Below are 13,444 nucleotides of genomic sequence, written 5' to 3'. Positions count from 1 at the left end.
CCCGGCTCACCCGCCTTCGCTGATGCGGGTGTTGAGCCGCGCGATCTCCCTGACCCACTGCCCGCGTTCGCGGTGGGTCAGGTCCAGGATGTCCTCCCGCTGCCAGTGGAAGTGGTACGCGATGTACGCGATCTCCTCGTACAGCCGAGCAGGCGCGTACGTCACGATTCCCCCAGGCGCCCACCGGCGAGGTCGACCTCGAAGGCGCCGTCACAGTGCGGGCAGGTCACCGCGGCGCGCGTGTGGCCCTCGCTGTTGATCCGCTGGTAGAGGTCCTGGAGGAAGGCCACGTCGGTGGCGTACATCCGCTCGACGACCCCGGTGTGCACGTCGGTGATGTCGCCCAGCCTGGTGATCACGTGGCTGAGCAGCACCACGCTGAGGTACGCCGGGTTCTCCTTGACCCGCAGGTCGATCTGCGGCATCAGCTCGTCGCGGGCGGTGGCCAGGCGCATGGCGCCGTGCCGGTGGACGGTGCCCTCGTCGTCGACGTAGCCGAGCGGCAGCTCGAACTCGAACTCGGTGTGCGGCGCCCGTCCCCGGGGCTGCGACGCCGCCGCTGCCGCCGGGGCCTGCTGCTGGGGCGCGGCGTGCTGTGGGGCCGCGGCCCCTTCCAGCAGCTCCTCCAGGCCGATCTTGCGCCTCACTCGACCGAGATCTCCTCGAACACGATGGTCACGGTCTCGGTCGCGGCGCTGGACTCGCCAGCGCTGAGGGTGGGGCCCTCCCAGCGGCTCGCCCAGGCGTTGGTCAGCTGGATGCGCCGCAGGGTGGCACCGGTGGTGTCCTTGACCTCGATGGTCAGGTTCTGCCGCGCGGTGTTGATCGCCCCGTTGTTGAGGGTCTCCTTGATCCAGTCCGTGAACGCGCCGCTCTTGTCCAGGCCGCGGGTGATGGTCACCTCGCCGGGGAGCCGGGCGCCGGGCTGCTTGCGGACGATCAGCTTGCCCTCTTGGGTCACCTGCTTGTACTCGACGACGTCCTGTTCGACCGTCAGGTTGCTGATCTCCTTGACGGACTCGACGTTGTAGCCGCCGAGTTGGACGCCGAAGATATGTGTGGAGAGCGGATCGCCTTCAGCCATGGGTTTCTGTCACCTTCCGATGCGAGGGGTGCCGAGGGGTGGTGGTGCCGACCGGGCCGGTCACTCGTTGACGAGGCTCGTGCTGTCGGAGAACTGGGACAGCCGGAACACCACGAACTCCGCGGGCTTCACCGGGGAGACGCCGATCTCGCAGATCACCTGGCCGAGGTCGACGGACTCCGGCGGGTTGTTGTCGCGGTCGCACTTGACGTAGAAGGCCTCGGCCGCGGTCTGGCCGAACAGGGCCCCGCGCCGCCACTCCTCGGTGAGGAACGCGGTGATGTTCCGGCGGATGCTGGACCACAGCCGGTCGTCGTTGGGTTCGAAGACCACCCACTGGGTCCCCAGGAGGATGGACTCCTCCAGGTAGTTGAACAGCCGGCGCACGTTCAGGTAGCGCCACGCCGGGTCGGAGGAGAGGGTGCGCGCGCCCCAGATCCGGATGCCGCGCCCGGGGAACGTCCGTACGCAGTTGACGCCGATCGGGTTCAGCAGGTCCTGCTCGCCCTTGCTGAGGCGCAGCTCCAGGTCCACCGCGCCGCGGATGACCTCGTTGGCGGGCGCCTTGTGCACGCCGCGCTCGGCGTCGCTGCGCGCCCACACCCCGGCGACGTGGCCGCTCGGCGGGACCAGCACGTTGCGGCCGCTCGCCGGGTCGAACACCTTGATCCACGGGTAGTAGAGCGCGGCGTAGCGGGAGTCGAAGCCCGCCTCCTCGTTGCGCCAGGTGCGCATCCGCTGGGCGTTCAGGCCGGGCGGCGGGTCCAGGACGGCGATCCGGTCGCCCATCTGCTCGCAGTGCGACATCACGGCCAGCTGGACGGTGCGCAGGCCCTCGTCGTCGATGTCGCCGCGCTGGTAGGCGCTCATCAGGTCGGGCACCGCGACCATGGTGATCTCGTCGATCGCCTCCAGGCCGCCGAAGCCGGTCCGGGCGGCGGCGTCGCCGACGTACTCGGCCGGGTCGAGCCGGCCGGCCGGGACGGCGGCGGGCGCGGGCGCGGCGGCCAGGGCGTGGGTGCGGCGCTCGGGGCGGCTCGGCGCGGTGCCGGGCTTCTCCGCGACGGCGACCAGCTTCGACTCGCGCAGCTGGGTGACGACGTAGCCCTTGGTGCTCTTGCGGGTCGAGACGTCGTACGTCTCGACGACCTCGGCGCCCCGGCGCACCAGCAGCCGGAAGCGGTCCTCGGGGACGTTCTCCCCCTCCGCGTCGGCGACCTCGACGGACACCTCGCCGCCCGCCCCGGGCAGGGCGGAGAACAGGAACCCGGAGATCTCGACGGGCGGGGCCGCGGTGACGGCGGGGGCGGCGCCGGGCGCCTGCCGGGCCGGGTCGCCGACCCGCACGACGTAGGCGGAGCCGCCGCCGTTGGCGAAGAAGCCGTACACCGAGTGCGCCAGGTAGGTGCCCTCGGTGAAGCCGCCGAACCGCTGGACGTACTGGTCCCAGTTGGTCACCAGTGTGGGCTCGTGGAAGGGCCCGGTCTCGGCGAAGCCGACGAAGGCGGCGACGGCCGTGCCGACGCCCTCGATCGGCCGGGCACCGGACTGGACCTCCTCCACGTACACGCCCGGGGTGAGGTACGACGGCATACGCGCTCCTTCGGCTGGACCACCGCTATTCGCCGGTCATTCGCCCCCGAGTCTGCTGCCCGGGCACCCCCGGGAACATGTCCGCGGGTCCCGGACCGGGGGCAGGAAGCGCTGCCCCCGGCGGACACCTGCGTACGTCCTCCCAGACGCGCCGGCTGCCCTGCCCGCCCCGGCGACCTGGCAGCCGGGCATCCGGTCAGCCGGTCAGCCGGTCAGCCGTGCCCGGTGTCCCCGAGCCGGCCGAGCCACGGCCCGAACTCGCTCGCCAGCACCAGCCGGCCGAGCTTGCGGTACTCGCCGACCACCGCCGAGACCAGCTGCGCCATGCCCAGCGGGGCACCCGTCCCGGCGGCCAGGTAGGCCGCGGAGACCGCGCAGGCCCGGATGGAACCGCCGGTGAGCTCGAAGTTCCTGGCGCAGTAGTCCAGGTCGAGGTCGTCGCCGCGGGGCACCAGCGGCCCCAGGCAGCGGTCCCACAGCAGGCGCCGCTGCGCCTCGTCCGGCAGCGGGAACTCGGCGATGACGTCCAGCCGGCGGGTGAACGCCTCGTCGAGGTTGGCCCGCAGGTTGGACGTCAGCACGGCGATCCCGTCGAAGGACTCCATCCGCTGCAGCAGGTAGGCCGTCTCCACGTTGGCGTGCCGGTCGCGGGCGTCCTTGACCTCCGAGCGCTTGCCGAACAGCGCGTCCGCCTCGTCGAACAGCAGGACGCCGTTGACCTGCGCGGCCTCGGTGAAGATCCGTTCCAGGTTCTTCTCGGTCTCGCCGATGTACTTGTCCACCACGGTGGAGAGGTCCACCACGTACAGCTCCATGCCGAGTTCGGCGGCGACCACCTCGGCGGACATCGTCTTGCCGGTGCCGGACTCCCCGGCGAACAGGGCGATCACGCCGTTGCCCCGGCCGCCGCCCGGGCGCATCCGCCACTGCCGGAGCACCTGGTCGCGGTGCCGGGCGCGCAGCACGAGCTCCCGCAGCCGGCCCGCGGTGGGGGCGGGCAGCACCAGGTCGGACCAGCCGACCCCGGGTTCGATCCGGCGGGCGAGCCGGGCCAGGCCGGCGGCGTTCTGCGCCCGCACCGCCGTCCGCAGGTCCTCGGCCCGCACCGGGCGCCGCTCGGCGGCCGCCGTCCTGGCCGCCACCGAGGCCGCGCGGGCCAGTTGCTCCCGGTCCAGCCGGTAGGCGGCGACCGCCTCGGTCAGTTCCTCGTCCAGCTCCGCGCCGAGCGCGCCGGCCCACTGCTCGGCCCGTACCCGGGCGTCCGGCGGTGGGACGGTCACCACCACCGGGCTCCGCGCGGCCCAGATCGGGTCCCAGACCTGCGGGCCGTGCACGACCAGCGGGACGCCGTCGAGCGCCGCGCACAGCTCACGCAACAGGGCGGCCCGCTCGGGCCGTTCGGGTTCGAGCCGGTCCAGCGGTCCGAGCACCACGCCTCCCCCTGCCAGCCGGGCCTCGCGGGCGAGCACCCGTACGGTGGCCTCCGGCGGGCGGGCGGCGAGCGCGGCGGCGTCGACCACCAGGGGCGGCGGGCCGTCGGCCGCGAGGGCGGCCACCGCGATCGGGGCGGCGTGTCCGCTGCGGTCCAGCAGGTGGACGAACCCGCCGTTCGCGGCCAGCGCGCGCAACCGGTCGCCGGGCTGCTCGTGGAGCCGCTCGCCGGGCCGATCGTCGGGCCCCTCGTGGAGCCGCTCGCCGGGCCGCTCGTCGAGCAGCCGGTAGCGGGGCTCGGCGCGGCGGGCCAGCCCGGCGAGGGCGCCGTCCGGCTCGCCGTCGCCGAGCAGATGGGCCGTCACCCGGTCCGGGACGCGCAGGGTGCGGGAGAGCAGCGGGCGGTCGGGCTCGGTGACCTCCAGCAGGCCGCCGGCGACCAGCGGGGCGCGGGCGGAGAACCGGAAGCGGCCGGCGCCGGCCCCGGGCTGTCCGCACAGCTCCAGGGCGAGGCCGACGGTCGCCCGGCGGCGGGTCAGGTCGTCGTTGAGGTAGCCGTAGAGCTGTTCGAAGCGGGAGTCGAGGTCGGGGGCGAGGGCGACCAGCAGCAGGTCGAGGTCCACCGGGAGCAGCCCGAAGGCGGCGGCGAGCCGGCCGAGCCGGGAGCCGGGCGGCGGCGCGGGCCCGTCGCCGACGCCCCCGGTGCCCCCGTGCACGGTGGCGGAGGCCGCCAGGATGCGCTCCACCGCCTCCGGGCCGAGGTACTGGCCGCGGTACGGGTCGTCCGGGTCCGGGTCGTCGGCCCGGCGTTCGCGCACCGCGGCGCGGACCCGCTGCTCGACGCCTTGCAGCCGCTCCCAGAGGTGGTCGCGATGCGGTCCGGGTGACTGGTCGGCGTGCGGCGCGTCGTTCACCGGCTGTTCGAGGTCGACGGTCATCGCGCCCTGCCCCGCGGCCGGCGGCCGGGCGGCAGCCCGCGTTCCCTGGGCGCGGCGAAGCCGTCCGGCCCCGGGTCGTCGGCGCCCTGGTAGCGCAGTCGGCGGCCCGGCCCGTCGGTGGGCGGCGGCCCGGCCGGGGTGGTGTCGCCGGCGTGCAGCACCAGCCCCTCGGTGACCGGCGGCCCGGCCGGGCCGCGCTCGCCGGGCAGCGGGGCGAGCACCCGCAGGTCGACGGAGGGCCGCAGCTCGCCGCCGAGCGAGGACCAGACGTCGGACACCGACGGCAGGCCGGTGTCACGCCCCGCGATGTCCAGCGCGACGGTCAGTCCGAGCTCCGCGAGGCTGCCGGTGAGCAGCCGGGCGGGCAGGGTGTCGGTGGCGGTCAGGCACTGCAGCACCTCGGCCAGCAGCCGGTGTTCGTCCTGCGGACGGTTGGTCCAGGCGGTGACCAGGTAGGCCAGCTCGAACCAGCGGGGCGCGGGGCGGTGGCCGGTCACCAGGCCGTCCGCGTCGTACTCCGCGACGGTGCCGGTCTGCCGGCGGCCGGCGTCCTCGCGCAGCCCGTACAGGAAGACGCTGACCGTGGGCGCGTTGCGCCGGGCCGCGAAGTCCCGGGTGGGCGCGTCGAAGACCACCTCGATCCCGCGCTCGGGCAGACCGGTCTCGGCGAGCAACTGCCGTAGTGCCTCGTCGACTTCGTGGATCATCGCCGCTCCACCTCTCCGGGCGGGCCGATGCTGCCCTCCACCACCAGGAAGGGGCAGGTCACCGGGGAGAAGCCGGGGCCTTCGGCGGTGATGGTGCGCGGGCCGGTCTCGTCCTTGGGGAGGATCAGCAGCTGGCCGGCGAAGGTGCCGTCGGACTTGGGGCGGGTGGGCGCGGCCGCGGCGGTGATGCCGGGGTTCCAGGTGAACCGGACGGGCGTTCCGGGCGGGAAGTCCACGCCGCGCACCGAGGTGACGAAGCCGGGCTTGCCGATCGGCGGCACGGCGACGATGCGGGGCTGGAGGATGCGCAGCGGGGTGCTCGCCCGGTGCGGTCCCGGGGTGGCGTCGGTGCCGGTGGTGGTCAGCTCCGCGGTGATGGTGGTGTCCAGCGCCGCCACGGGCGAGAGCACCACGCGGACCACGGCGCTGCGGCCCGGGGCCAGGTCGCTCACCGTGCAGGTGCCGGCCCGGCAGCCCGAGGGCAGGGCCTCGGTGGGCACTCCGGCGGGCAGGCCGAGGGTCAGGCGCAGACCGGTGGCGAGGGCCTGGCCGGTGTTGCGGACGGTGTAGCTGACGGTCACGTGGCCGCCGACGTAGCCGGGGTTCGGCTGGGCGTCGACCGCGATCGTGGGACCGGCCTGGGGCGGCGGTACCGGGGCGGGTGCCGGGGGCGGCGGCGGGGCGGGGGTGGGCGTGGCGGTCGGGCTGGGTGCGGGGGTGGTCGGTGTCGGTGTCGGGGTCGGTGTCGGGGTCGGCGTGGCCGTCGGTGACGGGGTGGCGGTGGGGGTCGGGGTGGGGGTCGGCGGTTCCAGCACCGGCAGGAAGGTCCGGGCGGAGTCGTCGTCGGGGTTCGGGTCCTGGACCGCTCCGGTGACGCTCCAGCCGAAGTCCGGGTAGCCGGGCCGGGTGCCGATCAGGGTGGCGGTGATCCGGATCACCGCGCGCGGTGCCATGGTGCCGAGTTCGCAGCGCAGCGCCGCGGCGTCGCACGTTCCGGTCGGGGTGGTCAGCTTGCCGAGCCGGGCGCCGGTCGGCACCGAGACGGTGAGGACAGTGCCGGGCGAGGGCGCCGGGCCCTTGTTGGTGACGGTGACGGTCACGTCGGTGCTGCCGTCGACGGGGACGGCCGGGGTCCGCTCGGGCACGCTGACGGACAGGTCGACGGACTGCTGGACGGCCGGCTCCTTCTGGCGGCCCGGCAGCCGCCAGTCGAGTTCGGTGAGCCTGGCGGTCGCGAAGTCGTAGACCTTGAGGCCCTCCGGCGAGCTCGGCGGCGCGTCGCGGCGCGAGGTCATCAGCAGTTGGGCGCTGTTCGCCGTCCAGGCGACGTCGCGGGGCTGGAAGGGGCCGGTGGTGGGGCGGTCGGGCAGCGGCCGGGTGCAGGCACCGGCGCCGAGCCCGGCGGGCACGATCACCGTGCAGTCGGCGCCGGTCGGCGTGGTGACCACCACCCCGTCCTGGTGGTTGTTCCCGCCGTCACCGGCCTTGCGGTTGAAGGCGATCCGGCGGCCGTCGGGGGCGAAGGCGGGACTGTCGTCGATGACGGCGCAGTTGCCCGGGCAGGCCGTCCGGCTGAGGTCGGTCTGCCGGGTGAGGTCGTCCGCGGAGACGGTCCAGACGTGCAGGTTGCCGGCGTTGCCGTCGATCACGGCGGTCCGGGAGAAGGCGATCAGCTTGCCGTCGGGGGACCAGAACGGCTGGCCGTCGGAGGCGCCCGGCCGGCCGGCGGGCGGCTGGACGGTGCCGACGATCCGCCCGGTGGCCACCTCGGCGATCAGGACGCGACCGGGCCGGGCGGGCTGCCCGTCGGTGGCCGGGGCGCTGCGGCTGAAGACGAGCAGCTTGCCGTCCGGGGAGAGCGACGGATCGGTGTCCCGGTCGTCGGGGCCGCGCCCGGCGAGGTTCATCGGCTGCGGGTTCGCCCCGTCGCCGTCGGCGAGCCAGATCCGCTGGATCCGCCCGGCGGGCCCGTCCTCGTAGCGGGTCACCACGATCTGGCGGCCGTCGGGGGTGTAGGTCTGGCGCTCGTACCAGGGGTCGAAGCCGGGGCGGGGGTGGAACAGCGGGTCGGCGGCCGGGTCGGTGCTGGTGTTGCCGTCGGCGGCCGGGTCCTCGCGGAGCACGCTGATGCCGAGGTCGCGCGGGTCGGACCCGTCGGGGCGCATGTCCTCCACGTCGGCGACGTTGGAGCCCGAGGCGCTGGTCTGCTCGACGACGGGGCCGCCGCCCTGCTGCGGGCCCAGCCAGGTCGGCGAGGAGATCAACCGGTCGGCCCGGTAGAGCAGTTCGGGCGCCCTGCAGTTGCAGGTCAGAGCACTGTAGAGGTTCACCACGGGCGGCCGGGTCGGGTCGGGCTGCGGACTCGGGTTGTTGGGGTCGAGCAGGTCCGCGCTGAGGAAGACGACTCCGGTGCCGTCGGCCGTCCAGGCGGCGGAGCCGGTCCTCCAGGTGGAGCCGGTACCGGGGAAGAAGGCCTTGTCGCCGCCGGTGGGCGAGGTGAGCATCAGGGTCCGGCCCTGGGCACCCTGGTCCCAGGTGTAGACGATCTCGTTGCGGTGGGCGTCGTCGTCGACCGGGTTCCAGGTCGGGTCGACCGCGTCCCCGTTGGTCACGTTGGTGACCTTGACGGGCGCGCCGCCGGTGAACGACCGCAGGTAGATCTGACGGTGCGACGGTTCGCCGTCGCAGGAGTAGGCGATCCACTTCCCGTCGGGCGAGACGGTCGGGTGGGTCTCGTCGGCGGCGCCGTCGGTGATCCGGCGCAGCCCGCTGCCGTCCCGGTTGACGGCCCACAGGACGTGCTGGGGCTTGCTGTCGCCGCCGCGGTCCTCCAGCGCCTCGAAGACGACGCCCTTGCCGTCCGGGGCGAGCGCGGGGTGGGCGGTGTCCATGCCGGTGGTGAGCCGGTGCACCGCGCCGGCCGCGTCGCGCAGGTACACCTGGGGCAGCGGGCTGTCCCGCAGGCTGGTGAAGACCACCTCGTCGCCGCGGGCCGACGGGTCCCGGTCGAAGTGGATCGGGCCGGGCCCGAACAGCGGGGTGCTCGACTCCGCGCCGGTCACCTTGCCGAGGCCGCGGTGGTCGGTGCCGGCGAAGAGGATCCGCCCGGCCGCCGGGTCGACCGCGGCCACCGGGGCCGCGGCGCCCGGCCCACCGGGGGCGGCGCCGGTCAGGGTCACCAGGGCCGCCGCGAGCGCGAGCAGCACCGCGACGGCGGCCCTGGCCGGCCGCCGGACGGAGCGGGGGGTGGCGGTGGCGCCGATCACGCTCGACCTCACAGGTTGCAGGGGCGGTCTCCCCCGCAGTGTCCCCGCTGCGGGCGCGTCGCGGGAGAGCCCGGGCACCCTCGGCGGGGGTAAGAGCCGATGTCCCCAAAGGGCAGCCGGCCCGCACCGGCCGATGCACCGCTCGCCTCTCGCCTCTCGCCTCGCACCTCGCACCGCTCGCCTCGCGCCTCGCACCTCGCGCCTCGCGCCTCGCACGAGAAGTCGGCCGGGCCGACTTCCTGTGCGGGCCCGCATGCCCCACGCCTCCGAATCCCGGACCGAAACGTATTGCGTTAGAGCGCACTCCACCTCCTAGGTTCGGAAGCATGCGATACATCAAACTCGGAACGACCGGACTGGAAGTCTCCGCCATCACCCTCGGCTGCATGAGCTTCGGCGAGCCGGACCGGGGCGGCGAGCCCTGGTCGCTGGGCGCGGACGCCAGCCGGGACATCATCAAGCAGGCCCTTGAGAACGGCGTCAACTTCCTCGACACGGCCAATGGGTACAGCGCCGGAAGCAGCGAGGAGATCGTCGGCCAGGCGGTCAAGGACTTCGCCCAGCGCGAGGAGGTTGTTCTCTCCACCAAGGTCTGGATGCGGATGCGCCCCGGCCCGAACGGCGCCGGGCTGTCCCGCAAGGCGATCTTCGCCGAGCTCGACGCCTCCCTGAAGCGACTGGGGACCGACTACATCGACCTGTACCAGATCCACCGCTGGGACTACGACACCCCGATCGAGGAAACCCTCGAGGCACTGCACGACGCGGTCAAGTCCGGGAAGGTCCGCTACATCGGAGCCTCTTCCATGTACGCCTGGCAGTTCGCCAAGGCCCTGTTCCTGGCTGACCTGAACGGCTGGACCCGGTTCGTGTCGATGCAGGACCACTACAACCTCATCCACCGGGAAGCAGAGCGGGAGATGCTCCCGCTCTGCGCCGACCAGGGCATCGGCGTGATCCCGTGGAGCCCGCTGGCGCGGGGCAGGCTGACGCGGGCCCGGGACACCGCCACTGCGCGTGCCGAGACCGACGAGGGCGGCAGGATCCTCTACCGCGACGAGGACCAGGCAGTGGCCGAGCGCGTCCACGAGATCGCGGGCAAGCGGGGTCTGTCCCCGGCCCAGGTCGCCCTGGCCTGGGTCATGCGCAACCCGGCGGTGACCTCGCCCATCGTCGGGGTCACCAAGCCGGCCCAGCTGGCCGACGCGGTCGCCGCGGTGGACGTCGAACTCGACGAAGACGAGGCCGCCTACCTGGAGGAGCCCTACCAGCCGCACGAGGCCGCTTACCTGGAAGAGTCCTTCTACAAGCCGCACCCTGGGGCGGGCTCCCGGTAGTCCGGGCGACCGCCTGACCTTCGACGGGTCCTTCGCCTCGGCCTTCACAGCCCTGCGCTCGGCCCGGCGGTGCTTGCGGGCGGTCGCGCGCAACGGCACGGTCCGCGCGCTGCTCGCCAGCGCGGTGAGCAGGATGCCCGCCACCGCGGCCAGCAGCAGGGCCACGCGCAGCGGAACGTGCCCGTGGGCACCGGCCACCCCGCCGACCACGACGCCTTGTCCTCTACCCGCGGAATCTCTTGGCAGCGTCGATAGTCAACGATCGGACCAACTGGGCGAGTTCGGCGACCGAGCGGAGAGCAGTCACAACCCGGTGGGGGGGTTGCCGAGATGCAGGCGGCCCTCGGGTCACTGCTGAAGATCGCGCTCGACCCTGCTGACACATTCGCCAACCGCCTTGCCCACTCCTCGTCCGAGCCCGACGGCCGTCCGTCTCGTGATCCCCTGCGCTGGCGGGCGGCCCGGCCTCATTCTCCTTTCCGGGCTGGTGCGGCGGACACCGGCGGGAACGGCCGCAGCAGCTCCCACTCCGCGTCCGACAGCTCGCCGCGTTCTCCTCGCCCCATGCCCGGCACAACGAGTAGATCAGGCGACGGCCACATGATCGGCCGGACGGCTACTGGAGGGCGCGGGGAGGTGACGGGTCGTCACTTCAGGGACCCCGCGCCCCGGCCGTCACCTCAGAGGGTTGTCGGGCTCGTCCAGCCAGGCGGTCTGTCCGGCGGGGGTCACCGTGAGCCCGTACCGCTCGTACCCGGGGCGCCCGGCGGACTCCCACCGGTGGTAGGCGGCCTCCAGCTCGTCCCAGAGTCGGCGCGGCCCGGACTGGCGGACCTCGAACCGGGACTCCCCGGGCGTGGAGTCCACGGTCGCCCAGGAGGTGACGGCCGTGTCGAACAGCCACCACGTCCAGCCCTCGCCGAACCCGTTGCGCCGGTAGAACACGTCCGGCAGGGCGAGGGCACAGGCGAACTGCGCCAACCAGTCGTCCCCGATGGCCTCGGGGTCGAGCTTCGTCCAGGACTGACCGGAGTCACCCGGCCACTCCCCCGGCAGGTAGTCGTCCACCGGGGCTCCCTCATAGCGCTGCTGACGCAGCAGCATGAAGGCGGACGAGCGGGTGAACCGGCCGCTCGCGCCGGTTCCGTCCTCGTCCACCGTGAGGCGGACGACCGCGCCGCCGCCGAACAGCGGCGAGACCGGGCTGACGATCACCCCGCCCGGCCGGGTCTGGTTCAGCCAGGCGGGCGGGATGTGCCGCAGTGACACGGTGGAGATGATCCGGTCGTACGGGGCGCGCACGCCCCACCCGAGCGCCCCGTCTCCGCACACGACCTCCGGCGCGTAGCCGGCGCCGCGCAGTGCGGTGCGCGCCCGCGCGGTGACCTGGGCGTCCACTTCGACGGTGGACACCATCTCGGCTCCCAGGCGATGCGCCAGCAAGGCCGCGTTGTACCCGGTGCCCGTTCCGACTTCGAGCACCCGGTGGCCGGGTTCCGCGTCCAGGTCGGACAGCATCTCGACGACCACGGTGGGCATGGACGCCGACGACGTGGGCGTGATGCGGGCGTGGCCTTCGGCTCCGTCGTCCCACTGCGTGATGATCGGCAGATCGCTGTAGGCGAGCCGCATCCACCGCTCGGGCTCCGTGGAGCGGTTGCACTCGTGGTCGCCGTCCGCCTCGTCCACCCAGATGGTTTCCGGGAGGAACGCGTGCCGCGGAACGGCCGCCACGGACGGAGCCCAGTCCGCGGTCAGCGACCCCTTCTCGATCAGCGCGGCCACCAGCGCGGCCCGCTGCTCGTCGGCGTTCACTTCTTGTGCTTCGGGTCGGGGGCGGGCTTCTGGCTGTCCGACGACGGCTTCGGGCCGATGACCGGGCCACCGGGCTTGGCGTGCCCGGGGCTCTGACCGTCGTTCGGGCCGCCCTTGTTCTCGTCTCCCATGGTCAACTTCCTTTCTCGGTCCGGCATGTAGGAGCGATTGACCTCGACCCACAGCTCGGGACGGGTGGTTCGGTACGTCGCAGGAAGTCGGCGGGGCCGACTTCCTGCGTGGAACTTCAGGACGCCGGCCGGTGACCCCGGATGGAGTCCGGGCGGCTGGGCATCCGCAGCACGGCGACCGCGCCGAGGCCGACGACGGCGATGGCGAAGGGCAGGAGGAGGGGAAGGGCGAGGTCGATCAGGAGTCGCACGGGACCTCGGCCTTCTCGTACTCGTAGTGGCGGAGGACCGCGAGGAGGTTGAGCACGGTGCTGGCCGGCGCCGCGCCGAAGCGGACCAGGACGCGGCCGTCGACCACGCGGTCCGTGGCGAGGGAGGGCCAGATGAGGCCGAACCTGCGGCCGCGCTCGCGGAGTTCGTCGAGCAGGGAGGCGACCTCCGGCTCGGTGTAGGTGCGCATGATCGGGTCGGCCGGCCCGGTCGGGCGCCGGTGGTCGGCGGTCACGCGGCGGCGTCCAGCGTGAGGTGGGCCGCCGGGCGAGGTGCCAGCGTGTGGGCTGGTCCTTTTCCCAGCGGCCTCCTCCCGAACCCGTCGTGCGACGTTAACCGCAACGGGCTCTCCAGTGACTTCCGTGAGGTGCGCTTTCGCAGTCAACGTGGATGCCGTTGTGGCAGGTTGGGCAGACGAGTAGGGTCACTCGTCTCCTCCTGACCATGTCGGCAGCCCAGTTGGGCTGTTCCTGTCCGAAGAGGTCGAGATCGGCAAGCTTGCGGATTTGGTGGACCGCGATGTCCTCGGTCGCTCCGCAAAGCTCGCAGATGCCGGTCAACAGCCTTCTGACCAACTCGCGTTGGCGTGGTGCGGAGACTGCCTGGACAGGGTCACGGTCCTTGAGGACCGCGTCTTTTCTGCGTTGGAGTGGGATGCCGCCGAACCGGGCGACCAGTGGTTTGCTGCTCGGGGCACGGGTGATGCTGGCCTGGAGGCACTTGCGTGGCCCGGCCGGGGTTTCGATGGTGGCCTTGTACTTGCGGGCCATCTTCGACACGGTCGAGCGGTGCTTGTTTGCCAGGGAGCACAGCAGCGAGGACTGCATGACCCAGTGCAGCCGGTTCAGTCGGTGGACGTCGCCGGCCAGCAG

At 73.3% G+C, this 13,444-nt stretch carries 12 protein-coding genes and 1 pseudogene; 1 reads left to right on the top strand and 12 read right to left on the bottom strand.

The window, feature by feature from the left end; translation table 11 throughout:
• Positions 1 to 6: 6 nt before the first annotated feature.
• From ACIQ87_RS05520 to ACIQ87_RS05490, 7 genes are all read right to left on the bottom strand, one after another.
• Entirely contained in the window at positions 7 to 165 is a 159-nt protein-coding gene (locus ACIQ87_RS05520; protein WP_181970396.1) for a DUF6760 family protein, read from the bottom strand.
• Positions 162 to 647, bottom strand: a complete 486-nt coding sequence (locus ACIQ87_RS05515; RefSeq protein WP_402401920.1) for a hypothetical protein — start codon at positions 645 to 647, stop codon at positions 162 to 164. Before ACIQ87_RS05515 ends, ACIQ87_RS05520 begins: the two co-directional genes overlap by 4 nt.
• Positions 644 to 1,084 carry a phage tail protein gene (locus ACIQ87_RS05510; protein WP_030290301.1) on the bottom strand — a complete coding sequence of 147 codons (441 nt, stop codon included), beginning with the start codon at positions 1,082 to 1,084 and terminating at the stop codon, positions 644 to 646. Before ACIQ87_RS05510 ends, ACIQ87_RS05515 begins: the two co-directional genes overlap by 4 nt.
• Before the next feature lie 60 nt (positions 1,085 to 1,144).
• Positions 1,145 to 2,677, bottom strand: coding sequence for a phage tail sheath family protein (locus tag ACIQ87_RS05505; RefSeq protein WP_402401918.1), 1,533 nt, complete (start codon positions 2,675 to 2,677; stop codon positions 1,145 to 1,147).
• A gap of 212 nt (positions 2,678 to 2,889) precedes the next feature.
• Positions 2,890 to 5,046 (bottom strand): ATP-binding protein, encoded by a 2,157-nt coding sequence (locus ACIQ87_RS05500; protein ID WP_402401915.1) that lies wholly within the window; start codon positions 5,044 to 5,046, stop codon positions 2,890 to 2,892.
• The gene (locus ACIQ87_RS05495; RefSeq protein WP_402401912.1) at positions 5,043 to 5,753 is read right to left on the bottom strand and encodes a Pvc16 family protein; all 711 of its coding nucleotides are present in this window, start codon (positions 5,751 to 5,753) and stop codon (positions 5,043 to 5,045) included. Before ACIQ87_RS05495 ends, ACIQ87_RS05500 begins: the two co-directional genes overlap by 4 nt.
• The gene (locus ACIQ87_RS05490; RefSeq protein ID WP_402401909.1) at positions 5,750 to 9,019 is read right to left on the bottom strand and encodes a hypothetical protein; all 3,270 of its coding nucleotides are present in this window, start codon (positions 9,017 to 9,019) and stop codon (positions 5,750 to 5,752) included. Before ACIQ87_RS05490 ends, ACIQ87_RS05495 begins: the two co-directional genes overlap by 4 nt.
• A 326-nt stretch (positions 9,020 to 9,345) precedes the next feature.
• Here ACIQ87_RS05490 and ACIQ87_RS05485 point away from each other — a divergent pair, with 326 nt between their 5' ends.
• On the top strand, positions 9,346 to 10,356 hold the full coding sequence (locus ACIQ87_RS05485; protein ID WP_402401906.1) for an aldo/keto reductase: 1,011 nt from the start codon (positions 9,346 to 9,348) through the stop codon (positions 10,354 to 10,356).
• A 675-nt stretch (positions 10,357 to 11,031) separates the two neighbouring features.
• On the opposite strand, the gene ACIQ87_RS05480 is transcribed toward ACIQ87_RS05485, so the two are convergent.
• The 5 genes and pseudogenes from ACIQ87_RS05480 to ACIQ87_RS05460 form a co-directional block, all read right to left on the bottom strand.
• A complete protein-coding gene (locus ACIQ87_RS05480; protein ID WP_402401903.1) occupies positions 11,032 to 12,171 on the bottom strand; it encodes a methyltransferase domain-containing protein in 1,140 nt (379 codons plus the stop codon).
• Positions 12,168 to 12,302, bottom strand: coding sequence for a hypothetical protein (locus ACIQ87_RS05475; RefSeq protein WP_402401900.1), 135 nt, complete (start codon positions 12,300 to 12,302; stop codon positions 12,168 to 12,170). Before ACIQ87_RS05475 ends, ACIQ87_RS05480 begins: the two co-directional genes overlap by 4 nt.
• A gap of 116 nt (positions 12,303 to 12,418) precedes the next feature.
• Entirely contained in the window at positions 12,419 to 12,553 is a 135-nt protein-coding gene (locus tag ACIQ87_RS05470; protein ID WP_392881942.1) for a hypothetical protein, read from the bottom strand.
• Positions 12,541 to 12,807 carry a hypothetical protein gene (locus ACIQ87_RS05465; RefSeq protein ID WP_402401897.1) on the bottom strand — a complete coding sequence of 89 codons (267 nt, stop codon included), beginning with the start codon at positions 12,805 to 12,807 and terminating at the stop codon, positions 12,541 to 12,543. The genes ACIQ87_RS05470 and ACIQ87_RS05465 overlap by 13 nt, the downstream gene beginning before the upstream one ends.
• A 97-nt stretch (positions 12,808 to 12,904) precedes the next feature.
• Positions 12,905 to 13,444: pseudogene (locus ACIQ87_RS05460) on the bottom strand (maturase); the annotation flags it as partial.

Source organism: Kitasatospora sp. NPDC096204, from assembly GCF_044763205.1.
GTDB lineage: Bacteria > Actinomycetota > Actinomycetes > Streptomycetales > Streptomycetaceae > Kitasatospora.
Note: the sequence above shows the minus strand (reverse complement) of the source record. Positions and strands in the feature narration are given on the sequence as shown.

Bases quoted from the DNA above. Each gene is read 5' to 3' on its own strand.
- ACIQ87_RS05510 (WP_030290301.1), bottom strand. From the start codon at position 1,084: ATGGCTGAAGGCGATCCGCTCTCCACACATATCTTCGGCGTCCAACTC.
- ACIQ87_RS05505 (WP_402401918.1), bottom strand. From the start codon at position 2,677: ATGCCGTCGTACCTCACCCCGGGCGTGTACGTGGAGGAGGTCCAGTCC.
- ACIQ87_RS05500 (WP_402401915.1), bottom strand. From the start codon at position 5,046: ATGACCGTCGACCTCGAACAGCCGGTGAACGACGCGCCGCACGCCGAC.
- ACIQ87_RS05495 (WP_402401912.1), bottom strand. From the start codon at position 5,753: ATGATCCACGAAGTCGACGAGGCACTACGGCAGTTGCTCGCCGAGACC.
- ACIQ87_RS05485 (WP_402401906.1), top strand. From the start codon at position 9,346: ATGCGATACATCAAACTCGGAACGACCGGACTGGAAGTCTCCGCCATC.
- ACIQ87_RS05475 (WP_402401900.1), bottom strand. From the start codon at position 12,302: ATGGGAGACGAGAACAAGGGCGGCCCGAACGACGGTCAGAGCCCCGGG.